The organism is Curtobacterium sp. MCLR17_036 (genome assembly GCF_003234445.2).
Taxonomy (GTDB): Bacteria; Actinomycetota; Actinomycetes; order Actinomycetales; family Microbacteriaceae; genus Curtobacterium.
Genome location: NZ_CP126269.1, coordinates 2,469,412 through 2,485,559, shown reverse-complemented (window position 1 = coordinate 2,485,559; position 16,148 = coordinate 2,469,412). Strand labels below are relative to the sequence as shown.

Below are 16,148 nucleotides of genomic sequence, written 5' to 3'. Positions count from 1 at the left end.
GGACACCCGGTCCGTCCGGCTCCGCCCCGGGCACCCTGGTAGACAGAGTGCATGACGGTTCGCTGGGGAGTCATCGGTACGGGCGGCATCGCACGGTCCTTCGTGGGCGACTGCGTCGCCGCGGGGGTCGAGTTCGTCGCGGTCGGCAGCAGGACACAGCAGGCGGCCGACGCCTTCGCTGCCGAGTTCGGGATCCCACGCGCGCACGGTTCCTACGCGGACCTCGTCGGCGACGACGCCGTCGACGCCGTGTACGTCGCGACGCCGCACGCGCGGCACGCCGAGGACGCCCTGCTCGCGATCGCGGCCGGCAAGCACGTCCTGGTGGAGAAGGCCTTCACGATCACCGCGGCCGAGGCACGAGCGGTGGTCGACGCCGCCCGCACCGCCGGGGTCGCGGTGACGGAGGCGATGTGGACCCGGTTCCTGCCGCAGGCGGCGATGATCCGGCAGGCCCTCGCCGAGGGGCGCATCGGCCGGCCGGTGCTCGTCGAGGCGACGCACCACCAGGCGCTCCCCACCGACCCCGGTCACCGGCTGCGGGACCCGGCGCTCGGCGGTGGTGCCCTGCTCGACCTCGGGATCTACCCGGTCTCGTTCGCGGTCGACGTGCTCGGGGTCCCGACGGCCGTCGCCGCGGCCGGCACGCTGAGCGACCAGGGCGTCGACACGCAGATGGGCCTGGTGCTCACCCACGAGGGCGGCGCGCAGTCGATGCTGCACTTCGGCATGGACCTGCGGAGCCCGAACACCGCGTCGGTGATCGGCGAGTCCGGGCGCATCGACATCGACGCGACCTGGTACACCCCGACGACGTGGCGGATCCGCGACGCCGACGGCGAGGTGGTCGAGGAGTTCGACGGACGCGAGGAGCTCACCGGCTACGCGCACGAGGCGCGTGCCTTCGAGGCGATGGTCACCTCGGGCGTCCACGACGGCGGCCCGATGGACCCCGACGAGACCGTCGCGATCATGGCCCTCATGGACGAGGCGCGCCGCCAGGTGGGCGTCCGCTACGCGGCCGACGGCCCACCCGACGCCGCGTGAGCCGGCTCACCCCGCACACGGATCGGGCGCTCGGCCTGGAGGCTCCTGCCGCACTTCCGTAGGATCGTCGCGATGTCCGAGCCGCAGCCCACCCCGTCGTCCGTCCCGGAGCGCCTCCGCGCCGCCGTCGCGAGGGCGCGTGCCTCCGCGGCCAGGCGACCGGTCCCGTGGATCGCCTGTGGGCTCGCCGCCGTGCTGGTGGTCGGCTCCGGCGGGGCCGTCGCGGTCGCCTCCGCGATGACCCAGCCGGCCCGGACGACCGCCGGGCCCGCCCCGACGTCGAGCCCGTCGTCCGCCCCGAGCCGGACCGCGACCACGCGGCCGCCGGGGACGCCGAGCCCGACCGCGACACCGACCGCCCGTGCCGTCCCGGACAGTCCCGCGACCCCGGCCCCGCTGCGCACCTGCTCGATCGCCACGGCGGCGTCGGCACCCGGGCTCGGCGACTTCGAGGGCTACGTCATGGACGCGAAGACCGGCGAGGTCCTGTTCTCGAAGCACGGCGAGCGACCGGCGCAGACCGGCAGCGTCATGAAGACCCTCACCAGCGCGACGGCCCTGGCCGTGCTCGGGGGCGACCACCGCATCCCCACCACCGTGACCCGCGAGTCGGCGGGCACGATCGCCCTCGTCGGACACGGCGACGCAACGCTGTCCGCGGGGGCCGGCACCGTCTACCCGGGCGCACCGACGCTCGCACAGCTCGCCCAGCAGGTCAAGGCGAAGGTCGGCTCCACCCCGGTGACCACGATCGTGACCGACGACTCGTACTGGAGCGACGCGGACGCCTGGGACCCGACCTGGCCGGTGTCCGAGCGCACCATCGGCTACCAGCCGGAGGTCACGGCGCTCATGGTCGACGGCGACCGCGCGAACCCCGCAGCGGCGACGTCGCCCCGTTCCGAGGACCCGGTCGGCCGAGCCGGAGCCGCCTTCCGCACCGCGCTCGCGAACGCCGGGGTCGCGGGGGCGGCATCGGCGCAGATCGTCAAGCGGGCGACCACGAGCTCGGACACCATCGCGTCGGTGTCGTCGCAGCCGGTGTCCACGCTCATCGGGCAGATGATCCCGAACTCCGACAACACCCTGGCCGAGATGCTCGCGCGGGTGTCGTCGAAGGAGTCCGGCGCGAACGGGTCGGCGGCCTCGCTCACCGGCGTCTACCAGTCGGCGCTCCGCTCGTACGGCGTCGACCCGGCCGGCATCGTCATCAAGGACGGCTCGGGCGAGAGCGCCGCGAACGCGGTGTCGCCGGAGTTCGTCGCCCACCTCATGGTCCAGGTCGCCGCGGGCGCGAAGGGCCTCGGCACGCTCGCGAACACGCTGCCGGTCGCCGGGGTGTCGGGAACCCTCGCCAGCCGGTTCACCGGGGCGAACGCCGTGGCGCGCGGCAAGGTGCACGCGAAGACCGGGTGGATCGACAGCGCCAACACGCTCGGTGGGTACATCGACGCGGCGGACGGGTCCCGGCTCACCTTCGCCTTCTACGCCATCGGATCGTCGCGCGCCGCCGCGTTGCCGGCGCTCGACGCGGTCACCGCGGCCACCTACTCGTGCGGGAGCAAGCTCACCGCGTCGTAGGGCACCGGGTGTTGGATGGGTCCATGGCAAGAGCACTCCTCGTCGTCGACGTCCAGAACGACTTCACCGAGGGGGGAGCCCTCGCGGTGAGCGGGGGAGCGGCACTCGCGAAGCGCATCTCCGCGTTCCTCGGCCGGCACGCCGACGAGTACGACCTCATCGTCGGCTCGCGCGACTGGCACCACGGTGACGACGACAACGGCGGGCACTTCGCCGGACCGTCCGGACCCGACTTCGTGCACACGTGGCCGGTGCACTGCGTCGCCGACACCGCCGGTGCGGCGTACCACCCTGACCTCGACACCACGACGATCGACATCGACGTCTTCAAGGGCCAGGGCAAGCCGGACTACTCGGCGTTCCAGGCGCACACCGCCGACGGCGTCGCCCTGCCCGACCTGCTGCGCGAGCACCGCGTGCGCTCGATCGACATCGTCGGCCTGACCACCGACCACTGCGTGCGGGCATCGGCGCTCGACGCCCGAGCGGCCGACATGGACGTCGCCGTCTACGACGACCTCGTCGCGGGGGTGGATGCCGACCGCAGCACCCGCGCGCTCGAGGAGATCCGCGTTGCGGGCGGCCACGTCGACCGCAGCGACATGGACGAAGGCCTCGCCAACCCCGGAGGAGCACAACTGTGACGAGCACCACCAGCACCAGCACCAGCACCAGCACCACCGACAGCACCACCACCGTCGCGGACGAGCACGTCGCCGTCCAGGGCGTCCCGACCGGCCTGTTCATCGGCGGCACCTGGCGTGCCGCGTCCGGCGGCGGGACCTTCGCCGTGCGCGACCCCTCCACCGGCGCGGTCCTCGCCGAGGTCGCCGACGCGACCCCCGAGGACGGCATCGCCGCACTCGACGCGGCGGTCGCCGCGCAGGACGCCTGGGCGTCGACGGCGCCGCGCGAGCGCTCGGACATCATGCGGCGGGCGTTCGACCTGGTCCGCGAGCACGAGGACGACCTCGCCGCCCTCATGAGCCTCGAGATGGGCAAGCCCCTCGCCGAGTCCCGCGGCGAGGTGACCTACGGCGGCGAGTTCCTCCGCTGGTTCTCCGAGGAAGCCGTCCGCATCGGCGGCGACTACCGCACGAACCCCGAGGGCACCGGCCGCGGCATCGTGCTGAAGCGACCCGTCGGTCCCGTCTACGCCATCACCCCGTGGAACTTCCCGCTCGCCATGGCGACCCGCAAGATCGGGCCCGCCCTGGCCGCCGGGTGCACCGTCGTCGTGAAGCCGGCGGACCTCACCCCGCTGACCACGCTGTTCCTCGTCGAGCTCTTCCGCCGGGCCGGTCTGCCGGACGGCGTGCTCAACGTCGTCCCGGCCAGCGACGCCAAGGGCCTGTCCGAGCCGATCATCGCGGACCGCCGCCTCCGGAAGCTCACCTTCACCGGCTCGACGCCGGTCGGCTCGGCCCTGCTCAAGCAGGCCGCGGACAACGTCCTCAAGACGAGCATGGAGCTCGGCGGCAACGCCCCGCTCATCGTGTTCGACGACGCGGACCTCGACGCCGCCGTGGACGCCGCGATGCTCGCGAAGTTCCGCAACGTCGGCGAGGCCTGCACGGCGGCGAACCGCTTCTTCGTGCAGGAGGGGATCGCCGACGCGTTCGTGGCCGCCCTGACCGAGAAGGTGCGCGCGCTGCGCATCGGGCGCGGCACCGAGGACGGCACGACGATGGGCCCGCTCATCGACGACCGCGCCGTCGACAAGACCGCCGGACTCGTCGACGACGCGGTCGCGCGCGGCGCGGAGCTCGTCGTCGGTGGGAACCGCGTCGACCGTCCGGGCACGTTCTACGAGCCCACGGTGCTCGACCAGGTCCGGCCGGGATCGGACATCCTCACCACGGAGATCTTCGGACCGGTGGTCTCGATCACGCGCTTCGCGACCGAGGACGAGGGCATCCGCCTGGCCAACGACACGGAGTTCGGGCTCGTCGCCTACGCCTTCACCGCGGACCTGCGCCGGGGGCAGCGCCTGGCCGAGCGACTCGAGACGGGCATGATCGGCCTGAACACCGGTGTCGTCTCGAACGCCGCGTTCCCGTTCGGCGGGGTGAAGTCCTCCGGGCTCGGGCGCGAGGGTTCGCACGAGGGCATCGAGGAGTACCTCGAGTCCGTGTACGTGCTGACGCCCGACCCGTTCGCCGCCTAGCGCGCAGCGACACCGCGACGACCAGGAGCCGGCACCCGGCCCGCACGCTCCGAGCGGCGGGTCGGGTGCCGGTTCAGTCCGTCACACCAGGAGCTGGTGCTTCGCCAGGTCGCGGTACAGCGGCGTCGACTCGACGAGCTCGGAGTGCGTGCCCGAGCCGACGACCCGGCCGTGCTCGAGCACGACGATGACGTCCGAGTCGACGACGGTCGACAGGCGGTGGGCGATCACGAGGAGTGTGCGGTCCTCGGCCACGGCGTCGATCGCGAGCCGCATCTTCTGCTCGTTCACGCCGTCGAGCGACGACGTCGACTCGTCGAGCAGCAGGATCGGGGGAGCGGCGAGCAGTGCACGGGCGATCGCGAGCCGCTGGCGCTCGCCACCGGAGAGCATCACGCCGTCCTCGCCCACCTGGGCGTCGAGGCCGGCGGGGTCTCGGTGCAGGACCTCGCCGAGGTTGACGGCCTCGAGCACGCGGACGCAGTCGGCCTCGGAGGCCTTCGGCGACCCGAGGAGCAGGTTGGCGCGCAGGGTGCCGGCGAGCACCGGGGCGTCCTGCTCGACGTAACCGATCTGGGCGCGGAGCTCGTCGCGGTCCATGCCGCGGACGTCGATGCCGCCGAGGCGGATGACCCCCTCGGTTGGGTCGTAGAAGCGCTCGATGAGCGACAGGGTCGTCGACTTGCCCGCGCCGGACGGGCCCACGAGCGCGACCCGTGATCCGCGCGGCACGCGGAAGGAGACGTCGTGCAGCACCACGTCGTCGGCCGGGCGCTCGACGGCGGGGCGCTCCGGGCCTCCTGTCCGGTCCTCGCCGGCCGCGCCGTCCGGTCCGGACGCGTCGGCCGCGGCTGCGTAGCGGAAGGTGACGTGCTCGAAGGTGATCGCGTCGTCGGTGGCGACGGCGGGTGCCGGCCGGACGGCGGCGTCGCCGTCGGACTCGTTCGGCAGCGCCAGGATCTCCTCGATCCGGCCGAGCGCACCGAGCGCCTGCGCGACGGCGACGACGGCGCCCATCGCCTGGCCGAGGGGCATGATCATCATGAACAGCAGCAGGATGAACGTGATGAGGGTGGCGATCGTGATGGTGCCGGCCGCGACCTGCGCGCCGCCGACGCCGAGGACGACGATGAACGCGACCTGCATGACGATGCTCGCGACGGGGACGACCAGGGCCGACATCTTCGCGATCGCGAGGCCGCGGACGTAGGCCTCGGTCGCGTGGCCGTCGACCTCGCTGACCTCGCGCTCGGTGGCACCGGCGGCGCGGATCGTGCGCACCGCGCCGATGCCGCGCTCGACGGCGGCGGTGAGGTCGCCGACCTTCTCCTGCGCGCGGCGCGAGGCGACGCGGATGCGCCGGCTGAGGCCGCCGACGACGACGATCGCGACGATGACGATGACGATCACGATGACGAGCAGGAGCGGGTCGATGATCGCCATCGCGATGATCGCGCCGATGAAGGTGAGTGCGCCGCCGATGGACTCGATGAGGCCCTGGGTCAGCACCGCGCGGAGCAGGGTGGTGTCGCTGCCGACGCGTGAGACGAGGTCACCGGTGCGGCGGGTGTCGAACTCCGAGATCGGCAGGTTGAGGATCCGGCCGATGAGCTTGCGACGGGTGGAGAGCACGACGCCCTCGCCGGCGCGCTGCAGCAGGAAGTGCTGCACGCCGTTGAGCAGCCCGGACACGATGACGAGCCCGATGAGCAGCCAGACGAGCGTGCTGAGCGTGTTGCCCTGCTGCACGGCGGTCACGACCTGGTTGACCAGGAGCGGCTGCGCGAGCGACGCTCCGGCGCCGAGCACGCTCAGCACGATGATGACCACCATCGCCGGCTTGTTCTCGAACAGGTAGGACAAGAGTCGGCCGAAGGTGGCTCGCGGGCCGTCCTTCGGCTTCGGACGGGCGAAGGGGAAGCTCATCGTGTCCTGGTTCCTGCCGTGCTGCTGGTGATCTGGGCGTCACCGTACCGTGACGCACCCACATCCTCTCACCCGGCGCCGACGCCGCCCCTCCGCCCTGCCCGCCTCGCCCCTCAGGCGTCGAGGTCGGTGCTCTTGGTCTCGCGGACGAACAGCAGCGCGACGAGGGTCACGACGGCCGCGAGGGTCAGGTAGAGCCCGACCAGGAAGATGTTGCCGTCCGGCCGCCACAGCGCCAGCGCGATGGTCGGCGCGAGCGAGGCCCCGAGGATCGACGCGACGTTGTACGCGATCGCCGACCCGGTGTAGCGGACGTTCGTCGGGAAGAGCTCCGGCAGCAGGGCGCCCATCGGTCCGAACGTCAGCCCCATGAGCGACAGCCCGACGACCAGGAACGTCACCACCGTGATCGGACCGGTGGACGCGGCGAACCAGAGCTGGAACGTCAGGCCGAACAGGGCGATGCCGACGGTCGTGGGGATGAGCGTGCGGCGTCGGCCGAACCGGTCGGCGAGCCAGCCGGCCACCGGGGTGAAGACGCCGAAGAACACGACGCCGATCATGAGCAGGGTCAGGAACTCCCCACGGGAGTAGCCGAGTCCGACCTTCGGCACGAGCGGGCTGTTCTCGGTGCCGGTGGTGCCGTACTGCAGCGTGAAGGTCGTCAGGAAGTAGAAGAGCACGTACGTCGCGACCATGCCGAAGGTGCCGACGATGACGGCCTTCCACGAGGTGCGGAACACCCGGCCGAGCGGGACCTTCGCCACCGTGCCGGACTCCTGGACGCCGCGGAAGGCGGGGGACTCGACGAGCCGGAACCGCACGTACAGGCCGATGACGACCATCACCGCGGAGAGCAGGAACGGGATGCGCCAGCCCCACGCCTGGAAGTCGGCGTTCGGGGTGCCGTCGGCAGCGGCGGGCATCGCGGCGTTGATGGCGATGAACAGGCCGTTGGCGAGCAGGAACCCGATCGGGGCCCCGAGCTGCGGCATCGAGCCGAAGACGCCGCGCCGGCCCTCTGGAGCGTTCTCGGTCGCGAGCAGCGCGGCTCCGGACCACTCGCCGCCGAGGCCGACGCCCTGGGCGAAGCGCATCACGCCGAGCAGGGCGGGGGCCCAGACACCGATCGTGTCGAACGTCGGCAGGCAGCCGATGAGGAACGTCGCGGTGCCCATCACGAGCAGGGAGGCGACGAGGGTGGTCTTGCGGCCGATCCGGTCGCCGAAGTGGCCGAACAGGACCGAGCCGACCGGCCGTGCGAAGAACGCGAGCGCGAAGGTGACGAAGGACGACAGCTGCGACGCCGTCGGGTCCTCGTTCGGGAAGAACAGGGTCGGGAAGACGAGGACCGCGGCGGTCGCGTAGACGTAGAAGTCGTAGAACTCGATGGTGGTGCCGACGAGGCTGGCGACGACGACGCGGGAGCGCGGGTTGCCCGCGGGCTTCGAGGGGGCGGTGGAGGGTGCCGGTGCGGCGGACATGGGGTGAGGGGACTCCGAAGGTGACGCTCACGGGGAGCGCGGCGGTGCCCCGGACGGCGGACGCCGACCGGCTCGCGCGGGGTGGCGCGGACACCGGTCGGGTGCGTTCGGGGAGGGGGGACCGCTCGTGACGGAGGCGTCGATCATACGACAGACGTCGGCAACCTGCGAATCAGCCCGGAGTCAGCTGGCGGCACCCGCTTCGAGGTGGGCGGGCAGCTGGTGGCCCATCCGGTCGCGCTTGGTGTCGAGGTACCCGGCGTTCTGCGCCGAGATCCCCACCACGAGCGGGACGAGCGACTCGACGGTCACGCCGTGCTCCTCGAGCTGGCGGCGCTTCTCGGGGTTGTTCGACAGGAGCCGGACGCTCGTGATGCCGAGGTCGGCGAGGATGCCGGCGGCGCCGCCGTAGTCGCGGGAGTCGGCGGGCAGGCCGAGCGCGAGGTTGGCGTCGAGGGTGTCGAGGCCGTCCTCTTGCAGGCGGTACGCCTTGAGCTTGTTGACGAGCCCGATGCCGCGGCCCTCGTGACCGCGCAGGTACACGACGACCCCGCCCTCGGCGGCGATCGTGTCGAGCGCGGCGTCGAGCTGCGGCCCGCACTCGCACTTGAGCGACCCGAACGCCTCGCCGGTCAGGCACTCGGAGTGCACGCGGACCAGGGCGCCGTCGGCGGGTGCGCTGCCGTCGGGGGCCCTGCCGATGACGGCGACGTGCTCGGCACCGGTGACGAGGTCCCGGTAGGCGCGCATCTCGAAGGTGCCGTGGGTGGTCGGCACGTTCGTCGCGACCTCGAACTGGACCGGGCTCCCGGGGGTGGGGGAGGTGAGTGCGTCGGTCATGTGGTGCTCCGGTCGTTCGTGGGCCCGTCGTGCCCGGGTGCAGCGTGGTGCGGTCGGGCTCGGACCAGCAGATCGGGGCCCAGGCTGGTGGTCGATAGTACGTCCAACCGTCGACGGTCCGGCATGCTTCCCACCCCGAGGTCGTCGAGTGCCGTGCGCGGGCCGCCGAGCAGCACGGGGGCCAGGTAGACCAGGTACTCGTCGACGAGGCCCGCGGCGACGAGCGCCGACGCCACGGTCGGTCCGCCCTCGACGAAGACCGAGTGCACGCCGTGCCCGCGCAGGGCACGGAGCGCGGTGGCGAGGTCGTGGCCGGGCAGGGTCACCAGGCCGCGCGGGTGCCGGCGGACGGCGGCGTCGTCCGGCACCGGCCGGTCGCCGAGCACGACGGCGAGCGGTTGGTCGGCGAGCAGTTCGCCGGCGTCGCCGCGTGCGGTCAGGCTCGGGTCGTCGGCGAGCACCGTGCCCGTGCCGACCAGGATCGCGTCGTGCGCCGCCCGCTGCTCGTGGACGTGCTGCCGTGCGGCGGCGCCGGTGATCCAGCGGCTCGTGCCGTCGGACGCGGCGGCCCGGCCGTCGAGGCTCGACGCCCACTTGACCGTCACCCAGGGGCGGTCGAGCCGGACGGAGGTGAGCCAGCGTTCCAGGAACGCCTCGGCCTCGTCGGCCAGGACGCCGGAGACGACGTCGACACCGCCTGCTCGCAGCCGGTCGGCGCCGCCGTGCGCCTGGTCGCCCGGGTCGTCGACGGCGTACACGACCCGGCCGATGCCGGCGTCGAGCAGCGCCACCGCGCATGGGCCGGTGCGGCCGACGTGGTTGCAGGGCTCGAGGGTGACGACGGCGGTCGCGCCACGGAGCAGTGCCGGGTCGACCTTCGCCATGGCGTCGACCTCGGCGTGCGGGGTGCCGGCGCCCTTGTGCCAGCCCTCGGCGAGGACCTGGCCGTCGGGGGCGAGGATCACCGCGCCGACGCGGGCGTGGTCGCCGACGGCCGGCCCGAGGGCGGCGAGTTCGAGCCCGCGGCGCATCGCGCGGACCTCGTCGGGGCGTACCGAGTCGTTCACGCGCCGAGCCTACCGGCGACCGGTCGGTGACGTGTCACCTCAGGCGGTCGTCGGCCACGCCTGGGCCGACGCGGCGGTGCCGTCGGCGCGACGCAGGCCCGTCCAGGCGGGTGTCGGCCCGCCGTCGCGACCGGGCACGCGGGCGTCGCCGGTGCCCGTGTACGAGAAGCCCGCGCGGCGCGCGACCGACGCCGACGCGGTGTTGCCCGCGTAGCACTCCCAGTAGACGTCGTGGGCGCCACGGTCGAAGGCCCAGCCGACGACGAGTTCGACCGCGTGGTGCATGAGCCCGGCGCCCCGGGCGGACGGCGCGAGCCAGAAGCCGAGGTCGCGGCCGGCGGTGCGGTACGAGATGATCCCGTCGAGCCAGGTCGACCCCGGGCGGCGGATCGCCCAGGTGTACTCGCGGTCCGACGCCCACCCCGGGCCGACGAGCGCGTCGACGAAGGTGCGGGCGTCCTGGTCGCGGTACGGCGTCGGGATCGTCGTCCACCGGACGACGTCCGGGTCCTGGCACGCCGCGGTGATCGCCGCCGTGTCCGCGCGGGTCGGGACGTCGAGCCGGACCCGCGCGGACTCGAGCGTGACGGGCTGCACGGTCAGCCGCGGGTGCGGGGGACGAACCCGATGCGGTCGTACACCCGTGCCAGGGTCTCCTGCGCGATGGCCTCGGCGCGGTCGGCGCCGACGGCGAGCAGCCGGTCGAGCTCTGCCGGGTCGTCGAGCAGCTCGAGGGTGCGGGCACGGACCGGCTCGAGCTCGGCCACGACGGCGTCGGCGACCTCGCCCTTCAGGTCACCGTAGCCCTTGCCGGCGAACGACGCCTCGAGCGAGGCGATCGAGGACCCCGTGAACGCCGACAGGATCGACAGCAGGTTCGTGATCCCCGGCTTCGCCTGACGGTCGGCCCGGATCTCGCGCTCGGTGTCGGTCACCGCGGAGCGGATCTTCTTCGCGGTGCGCTTCGGGTCGTCGAGCAGCCGGATGAGACCGTTGTCCGACGCCGCGGACTTGCTCATCTTGCTCGTCGGGTCCTGCAGGTCGTAGATCCGCGCGGTCTCGGTGAGGATCCGGGCCTCGGGCACCACGAACGTGTCGCCGAACCGCGAGTTGAAGCGCCCGGCGAGGTCGCGCGTGAGCTCGACGTGCTGCCGCTGGTCGTCGCCGACCGGCACGACCTTCGTGTCGTACAGCAGGATGTCGGCGGCCATCAGGATCGGGTAGGTGAAGAGCCCGACCGAGGCGGCCTCGGCGCCCTGCCGCGCGGACTTGTCCTTGAACTGGGTCATCCGGCTCGCCTCGCCGAAGCCGGTCAGGGTGTTGAGCACCCAGGCGAGTTCGGCGTGCGCGGGCACGTGCGACTGCACGAACAGGGTCGCCTTCGTCGGGTCGATGCCCGAGGCGATGTACTGCGCGGCCGTCGCACGGGTGTTCGCCCGGAGCTCCGCCGGGTCCTGCGGGGAGGTGATGGCGTGCATGTCGACGACGCAGTAGATGGCGTCGTGGTCGTCGAGCAGCGTCCGCCACTGCATGAGCGCCCCGACGTAGTTGCCGAGGTGCAGCGAGCCGGCGGACGGCTGGATGCCGGAGAAGATGCGGGTGGTGGTCATGGTGGTGGTCCTGTGCGTGAGGTGGAGCGAGGAGCGGGGGTCAGAGTTCGTAGTCGACGACCACGGGGGCGTGGTCGGACCATCGCTGGTCGTACGCCGCAGCGCGGTCGACCGTGTACTCCGTCACCTTCGCGGCGAGGTCGGGCGTGGCCACCTGGTAGTCGATGCGCCAGCCGGTGTCGTTGTCGAAGGCCTGGCCGCGCCAGGACCACCACGTGTACGGCCCGTCGACGTCGCCGGCCTGGGCGCGGCCGACGTCGACCCACCCGAGACCGGGGCCGGTGGAACCGTCGGCCCCCTCGACCTCGGCGCCCTGCTCGCCGAAGAAGCGCGAGAAGTACGCACGCTCACGGGGCAGGAAGCCCGCGCGCTTGACGTTGCCCTTCCAGTTCTTGATGTCCCGCTGGTCGTGCCCGACGTTCAGGTCGCCGACGACGACGGCGAGCGGGTTGTGCTCGCGGAGCGCGGGGAGGCGCTCCGTCATCGCGTCGAGGAACTTCCACTTCTCGTCCTGCTTGGGGGTGTCGGCCTCGCCGGAGTGCACGTACGTCGACACGACGGTCACCGTGGTGCCGCCGATCTCGTAGTCGGCCTCGAGCCAGCGGCCCGCCGAGTCGAAGTCGTCCGGGCCGAGCGCGACGCGGTGCACGTGCGCACGCTCGTGACCGGCACCGTGCCGCGAGGCGATCGCCACCCCGGCACGGCCCTTCGCGGTCGCGGGGTCGTGCACGATGTCCCACTCGTCGCCGAGCAGCGCGGCGAGGTCGTCGCTCGAGGCGCGGACCTCTTGCAAGGCCAGCACGTCGACGTCACGTGTCGCGAGCCAGTCGCCCATGCCCTTGCGGAAGGCGGCGCGGACGCCGTTCACGTTGACGGATGCGAGGCGCAGGCGGGTCATGCACAACACCCTATCGGCGGCTGCGGACACCCCTCGGTCGTACGATCGGACCGTGACCGTCGTGATGACCGTCGGTGAGCTGCTCGCCGCGTTCCGACCCGTGGCCGAGCAGATGCTCCGTCCGGACGAGTTCCGCTCCGCCCGCTTCTGGGTGGGTCCGTACGGGGACTGGGAGCTCGACCAGGAGCAGGACGACGTCGTCGACGGCTCGATGTGCGTCGTCTGGACGATCATGGGCGAGACCCAGGGGGCGAGGGGCCTCGTCGAGGACGTCGACGACCTGCCCGGACTCCTCCACGACCTCGCCGACGACCTGCAGGACTTCATCGCCGAGAGCTCGTTCGCCTGGGGCGAGCTGCGCGCGATCCCGTCCCTGGGGCAGTAGGAGCGACCAGGAGACGGACGGGAGGCCCGTGGCTGCGCAGCCACGGGCCTCCCGTCCGTCAGGTGGTCGCGTCCGGGACGCGACCTGTGCGGTCAGGCCGCGTCGTGGTCCGTCCCGAGGAACTCGACCAGGCTGTCCGCCGTCGTCTCGGCGTCGTCGCCGGTCACCGTGAGGGTGACCTCGTCGCCGTGCTCGATGCCGAGCCCGAGCAGGGCGAGGATGCTGCCGGCGTTGCCGGACTTGTCGCCCTTGGCGATCGTGACCTGGTGGCCCGACGCCGTCACGGTCTGGACGAAGAGGGAGGCGGGTCGGGCGTGCAGGCCGGACGCGCTGGCGACGGTGACGGTGCGGGTGGCTTCGGACATCGATGTACTCCTGTCGACGGGTGGAGCGCTCATGCTAGCGAGCGCGGGGTGGACGGTTCCGGGACGTGCCCGGCGGGTCAGTCGCGGCCGGGCCAGAAGACCTCGGTGCCGGCGGCCTCGACCTCGCGGACCAGGTCGGCGTTGACCGCGGGGTCCGTGATGATCGTGTCGATCGCGGCGAGCGGGGCGACGCGACCGAACTCCTCGCGGCCGAACTTCGTGTGGTCGGCGAGCAGGATGCTCCGTCGAGCGGACTTGATCATCGCGGACTTCACGGCGGCCTCGGCCATGTTGTGCGTCGTCAGGCCGCGCTCCGGCGTGATGCCGTTGATGCTGACGAAGGCCACGTCGACGCTCACCATGCCGATGAGCTGGTGCGTCCACGTGCCGACGCCGGCGAGCGAGTCGCTGCGGATGTTGCCGCCGAGCAGGTGCAGGTCGATGCCGGGGCGGCCGGCGACCGCCATCGCGACGGGCAGCGAGTGCGTCACGACCGTCAGCCCGCGGTCGGTGGGGAGCATCTCCGCGAGGCAGATGGTCGAGGTGCCGGCGTCGATCATGACCGAGCCGTTCTCCGGCAGCTCCTCGAGCGCGGCCTCGGCGATGACCATCTTCTCGGCCTGGTTGATGCCGCCGCGGTCGCCGACGCCCGGGTGCAGGGTGATCCGCTCGACCGGGATGGCGCCGCCGTGCGCGCGCCGCACCAGGCCGCGCCGCTCGAGCGAGGTGAGGTCGCGGCGGATCGTCTCGGGGGTGACCTCGAGGGACTCGGCGAGGTCCTTCACGTCGACCCGGCCGTGCGTGCGCGCCTGCTCGACGATGCGCTGGTGGCGCTCTGGTGCGTACATCGGGCCTCGTCGTCTCCGGGTCGGAACAGAACGGACATGTCCGGGCACATCCCTGCCGGACTCGGCGCGGAGCGCGTGGCCGGCAGACGCAAACGGGCATCTGTTTCTGCATTTTTATCCCCGGATGTGTTTGTTTGTCAACGCGGATCGGGGTAGGGTGCTCCACGAGCCGCACGGGCGTGGTCCGCCTGCCGTGCCGCTGTGCACCGAACGAACCACCCCACCGCAAGCGCGCGTGAGATGAAGGAGTCTCGAATGTCCGAACTGCTCGGCACCGGCGTCGGCCGTGGCGTCGCCCACGGCCCCGTGCTCCGCATGGCGGACCCCCTCGGCGAACCGTCGAAGGACGCGCTGACCGGTCCGGCGGACGACGCGAAGCAGGCCGTGCACGACGCACTGGCCGCCGTGGCCGAGGACCTCAACAAGCGCGGACAGCTCGCCGGCGGCGACGCCCAGGCCGTGCTCGAGGCGCAGGCGCTCATGGCGCAGGACCCGACCCTGCTCGACGACGTGCACACCCGCATCGACGGCGGCACGAACGCCGAGCGCGCCGTGTACGAGGCGTTTGCGCAGTTCCGCGACCTGCTCGTCGGCATGGGCGGCTACATGGGGGAGCGCGCCGCCGACCTCGACGACGTCGCGCAGCGCATCATCGCCAAGCTCCGCGGCGTGCACGCGCCGGGCGTCCCCGAATCGGACACCCCCTTCGTGCTCGTGGCCCGTGACCTCGCCCCGGCGGACACGGCCCTGCTCGACCTCGACAAGGTGCTCGCGCTCGTCACCCGTGACGGCGGCCCGACCTCGCACACGGCGATCCTCGCCCGCGCCAAGGGCATCACGGCCATCGTCGGTGTGACCGGTGCCGACGACCTGTCCGACGGCACCGTCGTCGTCGTGGACGCCGCAGCCGGCACCGTCGTGACCGACCCCTCGGCCGACCTCGTCGCCGACGTCGAGCAGCGCATCGCCGACCGCCTCGCCGCGGCCGCGGCACCGCTCACCGCCGGTGCCCTCGCCGACGGCCACGTCGTCCCGCTGCTCGCGAACCTCGGCAGCCCCGCCGACGCCGCGGGCGCCGTTGCTCTCGGTGCGGAGGGCGTGGGGCTCTTCCGCACCGAGTTCCTCTTCCTCGACTCGCCGAAGGCGCCCACCGTCGAGGAGCAGAAGGAGTCGTACAAGCAGCTCCTCGCCGCGTTCCCCGGCAAGAAGGTCGTCGTCCGGGCGCTCGACGCCGGCGCCGACAAGCCGCTGCCCTTCCTCACCGACAAGGACGAGGAGAACCCGGCGCTCGGTCGTCGCGGCCTCCGCGCCCTGCGGAACCACCCCGAGGTGCTGCGCGACCAGCTCACCGCCCTCGCGCAGGCCGACGCCGAGACCGAGGCCGACCTCTGGGTGATGGCGCCGATGGTCGCCGACGCCGAGGAGACCGAGTACTTCGTCGACCTCGCCCGCGAACTCGGCATCCGCACCGCCGGTGTGATGGCCGAGGTCCCCTCGCTCGCGCTGATGGCCGACCAGGTGTTCCAGAGCGCCGACTTCGTGTCGATCGGCACGAACGACCTGACCCAGTACACGATGGCCGCCGACCGCATGCTCGGCACCGTCGCGTCCTACCAGGACCCGTGGCACCCCGCCGTCCTGCGCCTCGTCGCGCAGCTCGGCGCCGCCGGGGCCACCGCGGGCAAGGCCGTCGGGATCTGCGGCGAGGCCGCGGCCGACCCGCTGCTCGCCGTGGTGCTCGTCGGCCTCGGTGCCACCACCCTCTCCATGACCCCCGCGGCCCTGGCCGACGTGCGCGCCGAACTCGGCTCCCACACGCTCGAACAGGCCCGCGAGATGGCGACGGCAGCACTCGCCGCGAGCACGGCGGCGGCCGCGAAGTCCGCCGCGGCCGCGGCGCACGCCGCCTGAGCCGCCCCAGCACCACCCC

Annotated in this window: 14 protein-coding genes and 1 pseudogene; 6 read left to right on the top strand and 9 right to left on the bottom strand. The window is 72.7% G+C overall.

Translation table 11 applies throughout. The features are described from left to right. Nucleotides 1-51 precede the first annotated feature (51 nt). The 4 genes from DEI99_RS11555 to DEI99_RS11540 all read left to right on the top strand — a co-directional run bounded on the left by DEI99_RS11555 (nucleotide 52) and on the right by DEI99_RS11540 (nucleotide 4,795). Nucleotides 52-1,047 carry a Gfo/Idh/MocA family protein gene (locus DEI99_RS11555; RefSeq protein ID WP_111040745.1) on the top strand — a complete coding sequence of 332 codons (996 nt, stop codon included), beginning with the start codon at nucleotides 52-54 and terminating at the stop codon, nucleotides 1,045-1,047. A 72-nt stretch (nucleotides 1,048-1,119) separates the two neighbouring features. After that, nucleotides 1,120-2,628, top strand: coding sequence for a D-alanyl-D-alanine carboxypeptidase/D-alanyl-D-alanine endopeptidase (gene dacB / locus DEI99_RS11550; RefSeq protein ID WP_111040746.1), 1,509 nt, complete (start codon nucleotides 1,120-1,122; stop codon nucleotides 2,626-2,628). Between the two features lie 23 nt (nucleotides 2,629-2,651). After that, a complete protein-coding gene (locus tag DEI99_RS11545; RefSeq protein WP_111040747.1) occupies nucleotides 2,652-3,272 on the top strand; it encodes an isochorismatase family protein in 621 nt (206 codons plus the stop codon). Then, nucleotides 3,269-4,795, top strand: a complete 1,527-nt coding sequence (locus DEI99_RS11540; protein WP_111040748.1) for an NAD-dependent succinate-semialdehyde dehydrogenase — start codon at nucleotides 3,269-3,271, stop codon at nucleotides 4,793-4,795. Before DEI99_RS11545 ends, DEI99_RS11540 begins: the two co-directional genes overlap by 4 nt. Nucleotides 4,796-4,876: 81 nt before the next feature. Here the strand turns inward: DEI99_RS11540 and DEI99_RS11535 are convergent, their stop codons facing one another. From DEI99_RS11535 to DEI99_RS11505, 7 genes and pseudogenes are all read right to left on the bottom strand, one after another. Further along, nucleotides 4,877-6,721: an ABC transporter ATP-binding protein gene (locus DEI99_RS11535; RefSeq protein WP_111040749.1), complete on the bottom strand. Its 1,845-nt coding sequence runs from the start codon at nucleotides 6,719-6,721 to the stop codon at nucleotides 4,877-4,879. A gap of 113 nt (nucleotides 6,722-6,834) precedes the next feature. Further along, nucleotides 6,835-8,205, bottom strand: a complete 1,371-nt coding sequence (locus DEI99_RS11530; RefSeq protein ID WP_111040750.1) for an MFS transporter — start codon at nucleotides 8,203-8,205, stop codon at nucleotides 6,835-6,837. A gap of 183 nt (nucleotides 8,206-8,388) precedes the next feature. Further along, a pseudogene (ribA, locus tag DEI99_RS11525) lies at nucleotides 8,389-9,012 on the bottom strand (GTP cyclohydrolase II); the annotation flags it as partial. 29 nt (nucleotides 9,013-9,041) lie between these two features. Beyond that, on the bottom strand, nucleotides 9,042-10,076 hold the full coding sequence (ribD, locus tag DEI99_RS11520; protein WP_258369212.1) for a bifunctional diaminohydroxyphosphoribosylaminopyrimidine deaminase/5-amino-6-(5-phosphoribosylamino)uracil reductase RibD: 1,035 nt from the start codon (nucleotides 10,074-10,076) through the stop codon (nucleotides 9,042-9,044). Between the two features lie 75 nt (nucleotides 10,077-10,151). Further along, the gene (locus DEI99_RS11515; protein WP_181434337.1) at nucleotides 10,152-10,709 is read right to left on the bottom strand and encodes a GNAT family N-acetyltransferase; all 558 of its coding nucleotides are present in this window, start codon (nucleotides 10,707-10,709) and stop codon (nucleotides 10,152-10,154) included. 2 nt (nucleotides 10,710-10,711) lie between these two features. Continuing rightward, nucleotides 10,712-11,722, bottom strand: coding sequence for a tryptophan--tRNA ligase (trpS, locus tag DEI99_RS11510; protein ID WP_111040754.1), 1,011 nt, complete (start codon nucleotides 11,720-11,722; stop codon nucleotides 10,712-10,714). A 40-nt stretch (nucleotides 11,723-11,762) separates the two neighbouring features. Then, nucleotides 11,763-12,620: an exodeoxyribonuclease III gene (locus DEI99_RS11505; protein WP_111040755.1), complete on the bottom strand. Its 858-nt coding sequence runs from the start codon at nucleotides 12,618-12,620 to the stop codon at nucleotides 11,763-11,765. Between the two features lie 52 nt (nucleotides 12,621-12,672). Here DEI99_RS11505 and DEI99_RS11500 point away from each other — a divergent pair, with 52 nt between their 5' ends. Next, nucleotides 12,673-13,005 carry a hypothetical protein gene (locus tag DEI99_RS11500; protein WP_111040756.1) on the top strand — a complete coding sequence of 111 codons (333 nt, stop codon included), beginning with the start codon at nucleotides 12,673-12,675 and terminating at the stop codon, nucleotides 13,003-13,005. A gap of 92 nt (nucleotides 13,006-13,097) precedes the next feature. Here DEI99_RS11500 and DEI99_RS11495 read toward each other — a convergent pair whose 3' ends face one another. Both DEI99_RS11495 and DEI99_RS11490 read right to left on the bottom strand, forming a co-directional pair. Further along, nucleotides 13,098-13,370 (bottom strand): HPr family phosphocarrier protein, encoded by a 273-nt coding sequence (locus DEI99_RS11495; RefSeq protein ID WP_071261388.1) that lies wholly within the window; start codon nucleotides 13,368-13,370, stop codon nucleotides 13,098-13,100. A gap of 77 nt (nucleotides 13,371-13,447) precedes the next feature. Next, the gene (locus DEI99_RS11490) at nucleotides 13,448-14,218 is read right to left on the bottom strand and encodes a DeoR/GlpR family DNA-binding transcription regulator (protein WP_111040757.1); all 771 of its coding nucleotides are present in this window, start codon (nucleotides 14,216-14,218) and stop codon (nucleotides 13,448-13,450) included. 255 nt (nucleotides 14,219-14,473) lie between these two features. Between DEI99_RS11490 and ptsP the strand changes: the two genes are divergently transcribed. Further along, nucleotides 14,474-16,129, top strand: coding sequence for a phosphoenolpyruvate--protein phosphotransferase (ptsP, locus tag DEI99_RS11485; RefSeq protein WP_111040758.1), 1,656 nt, complete (start codon nucleotides 14,474-14,476; stop codon nucleotides 16,127-16,129). The last annotated feature ends 19 nt before the right edge of the window (nucleotides 16,130-16,148 follow it).

Bases quoted from the DNA above. Each gene is read 5' to 3' on its own strand.
- DEI99_RS11555 (WP_111040745.1), top strand. From the start codon at position 52: ATGACGGTTCGCTGGGGAGTCATCGGTACGGGCGGCATCGCACGGTCC.
- dacB (WP_111040746.1), top strand. From the start codon at position 1,120: ATGTCCGAGCCGCAGCCCACCCCGTCGTCCGTCCCGGAGCGCCTCCGC.
- DEI99_RS11545 (WP_111040747.1), top strand. From the start codon at position 2,652: ATGGCAAGAGCACTCCTCGTCGTCGACGTCCAGAACGACTTCACCGAG.
- DEI99_RS11535 (WP_111040749.1), bottom strand. From the start codon at position 6,721: ATGAGCTTCCCCTTCGCCCGTCCGAAGCCGAAGGACGGCCCGCGAGCC.
- DEI99_RS11530 (WP_111040750.1), bottom strand. From the start codon at position 8,205: ATGTCCGCCGCACCGGCACCCTCCACCGCCCCCTCGAAGCCCGCGGGC.
- ribD (WP_258369212.1), bottom strand. From the start codon at position 10,076: ATGCGCCGCGGGCTCGAACTCGCCGCCCTCGGGCCGGCCGTCGGCGAC.
- trpS (WP_111040754.1), bottom strand. From the start codon at position 11,722: ATGACCACCACCCGCATCTTCTCCGGCATCCAGCCGTCCGCCGGCTCG.
- DEI99_RS11505 (WP_111040755.1), bottom strand. From the start codon at position 12,620: ATGACCCGCCTGCGCCTCGCATCCGTCAACGTGAACGGCGTCCGCGCC.
- DEI99_RS11495 (WP_071261388.1), bottom strand. From the start codon at position 13,370: ATGTCCGAAGCCACCCGCACCGTCACCGTCGCCAGCGCGTCCGGCCTG.
- DEI99_RS11490 (WP_111040757.1), bottom strand. From the start codon at position 14,218: ATGTACGCACCAGAGCGCCACCAGCGCATCGTCGAGCAGGCGCGCACG.
- ptsP (WP_111040758.1), top strand. From the start codon at position 14,474: ATGTCCGAACTGCTCGGCACCGGCGTCGGCCGTGGCGTCGCCCACGGC.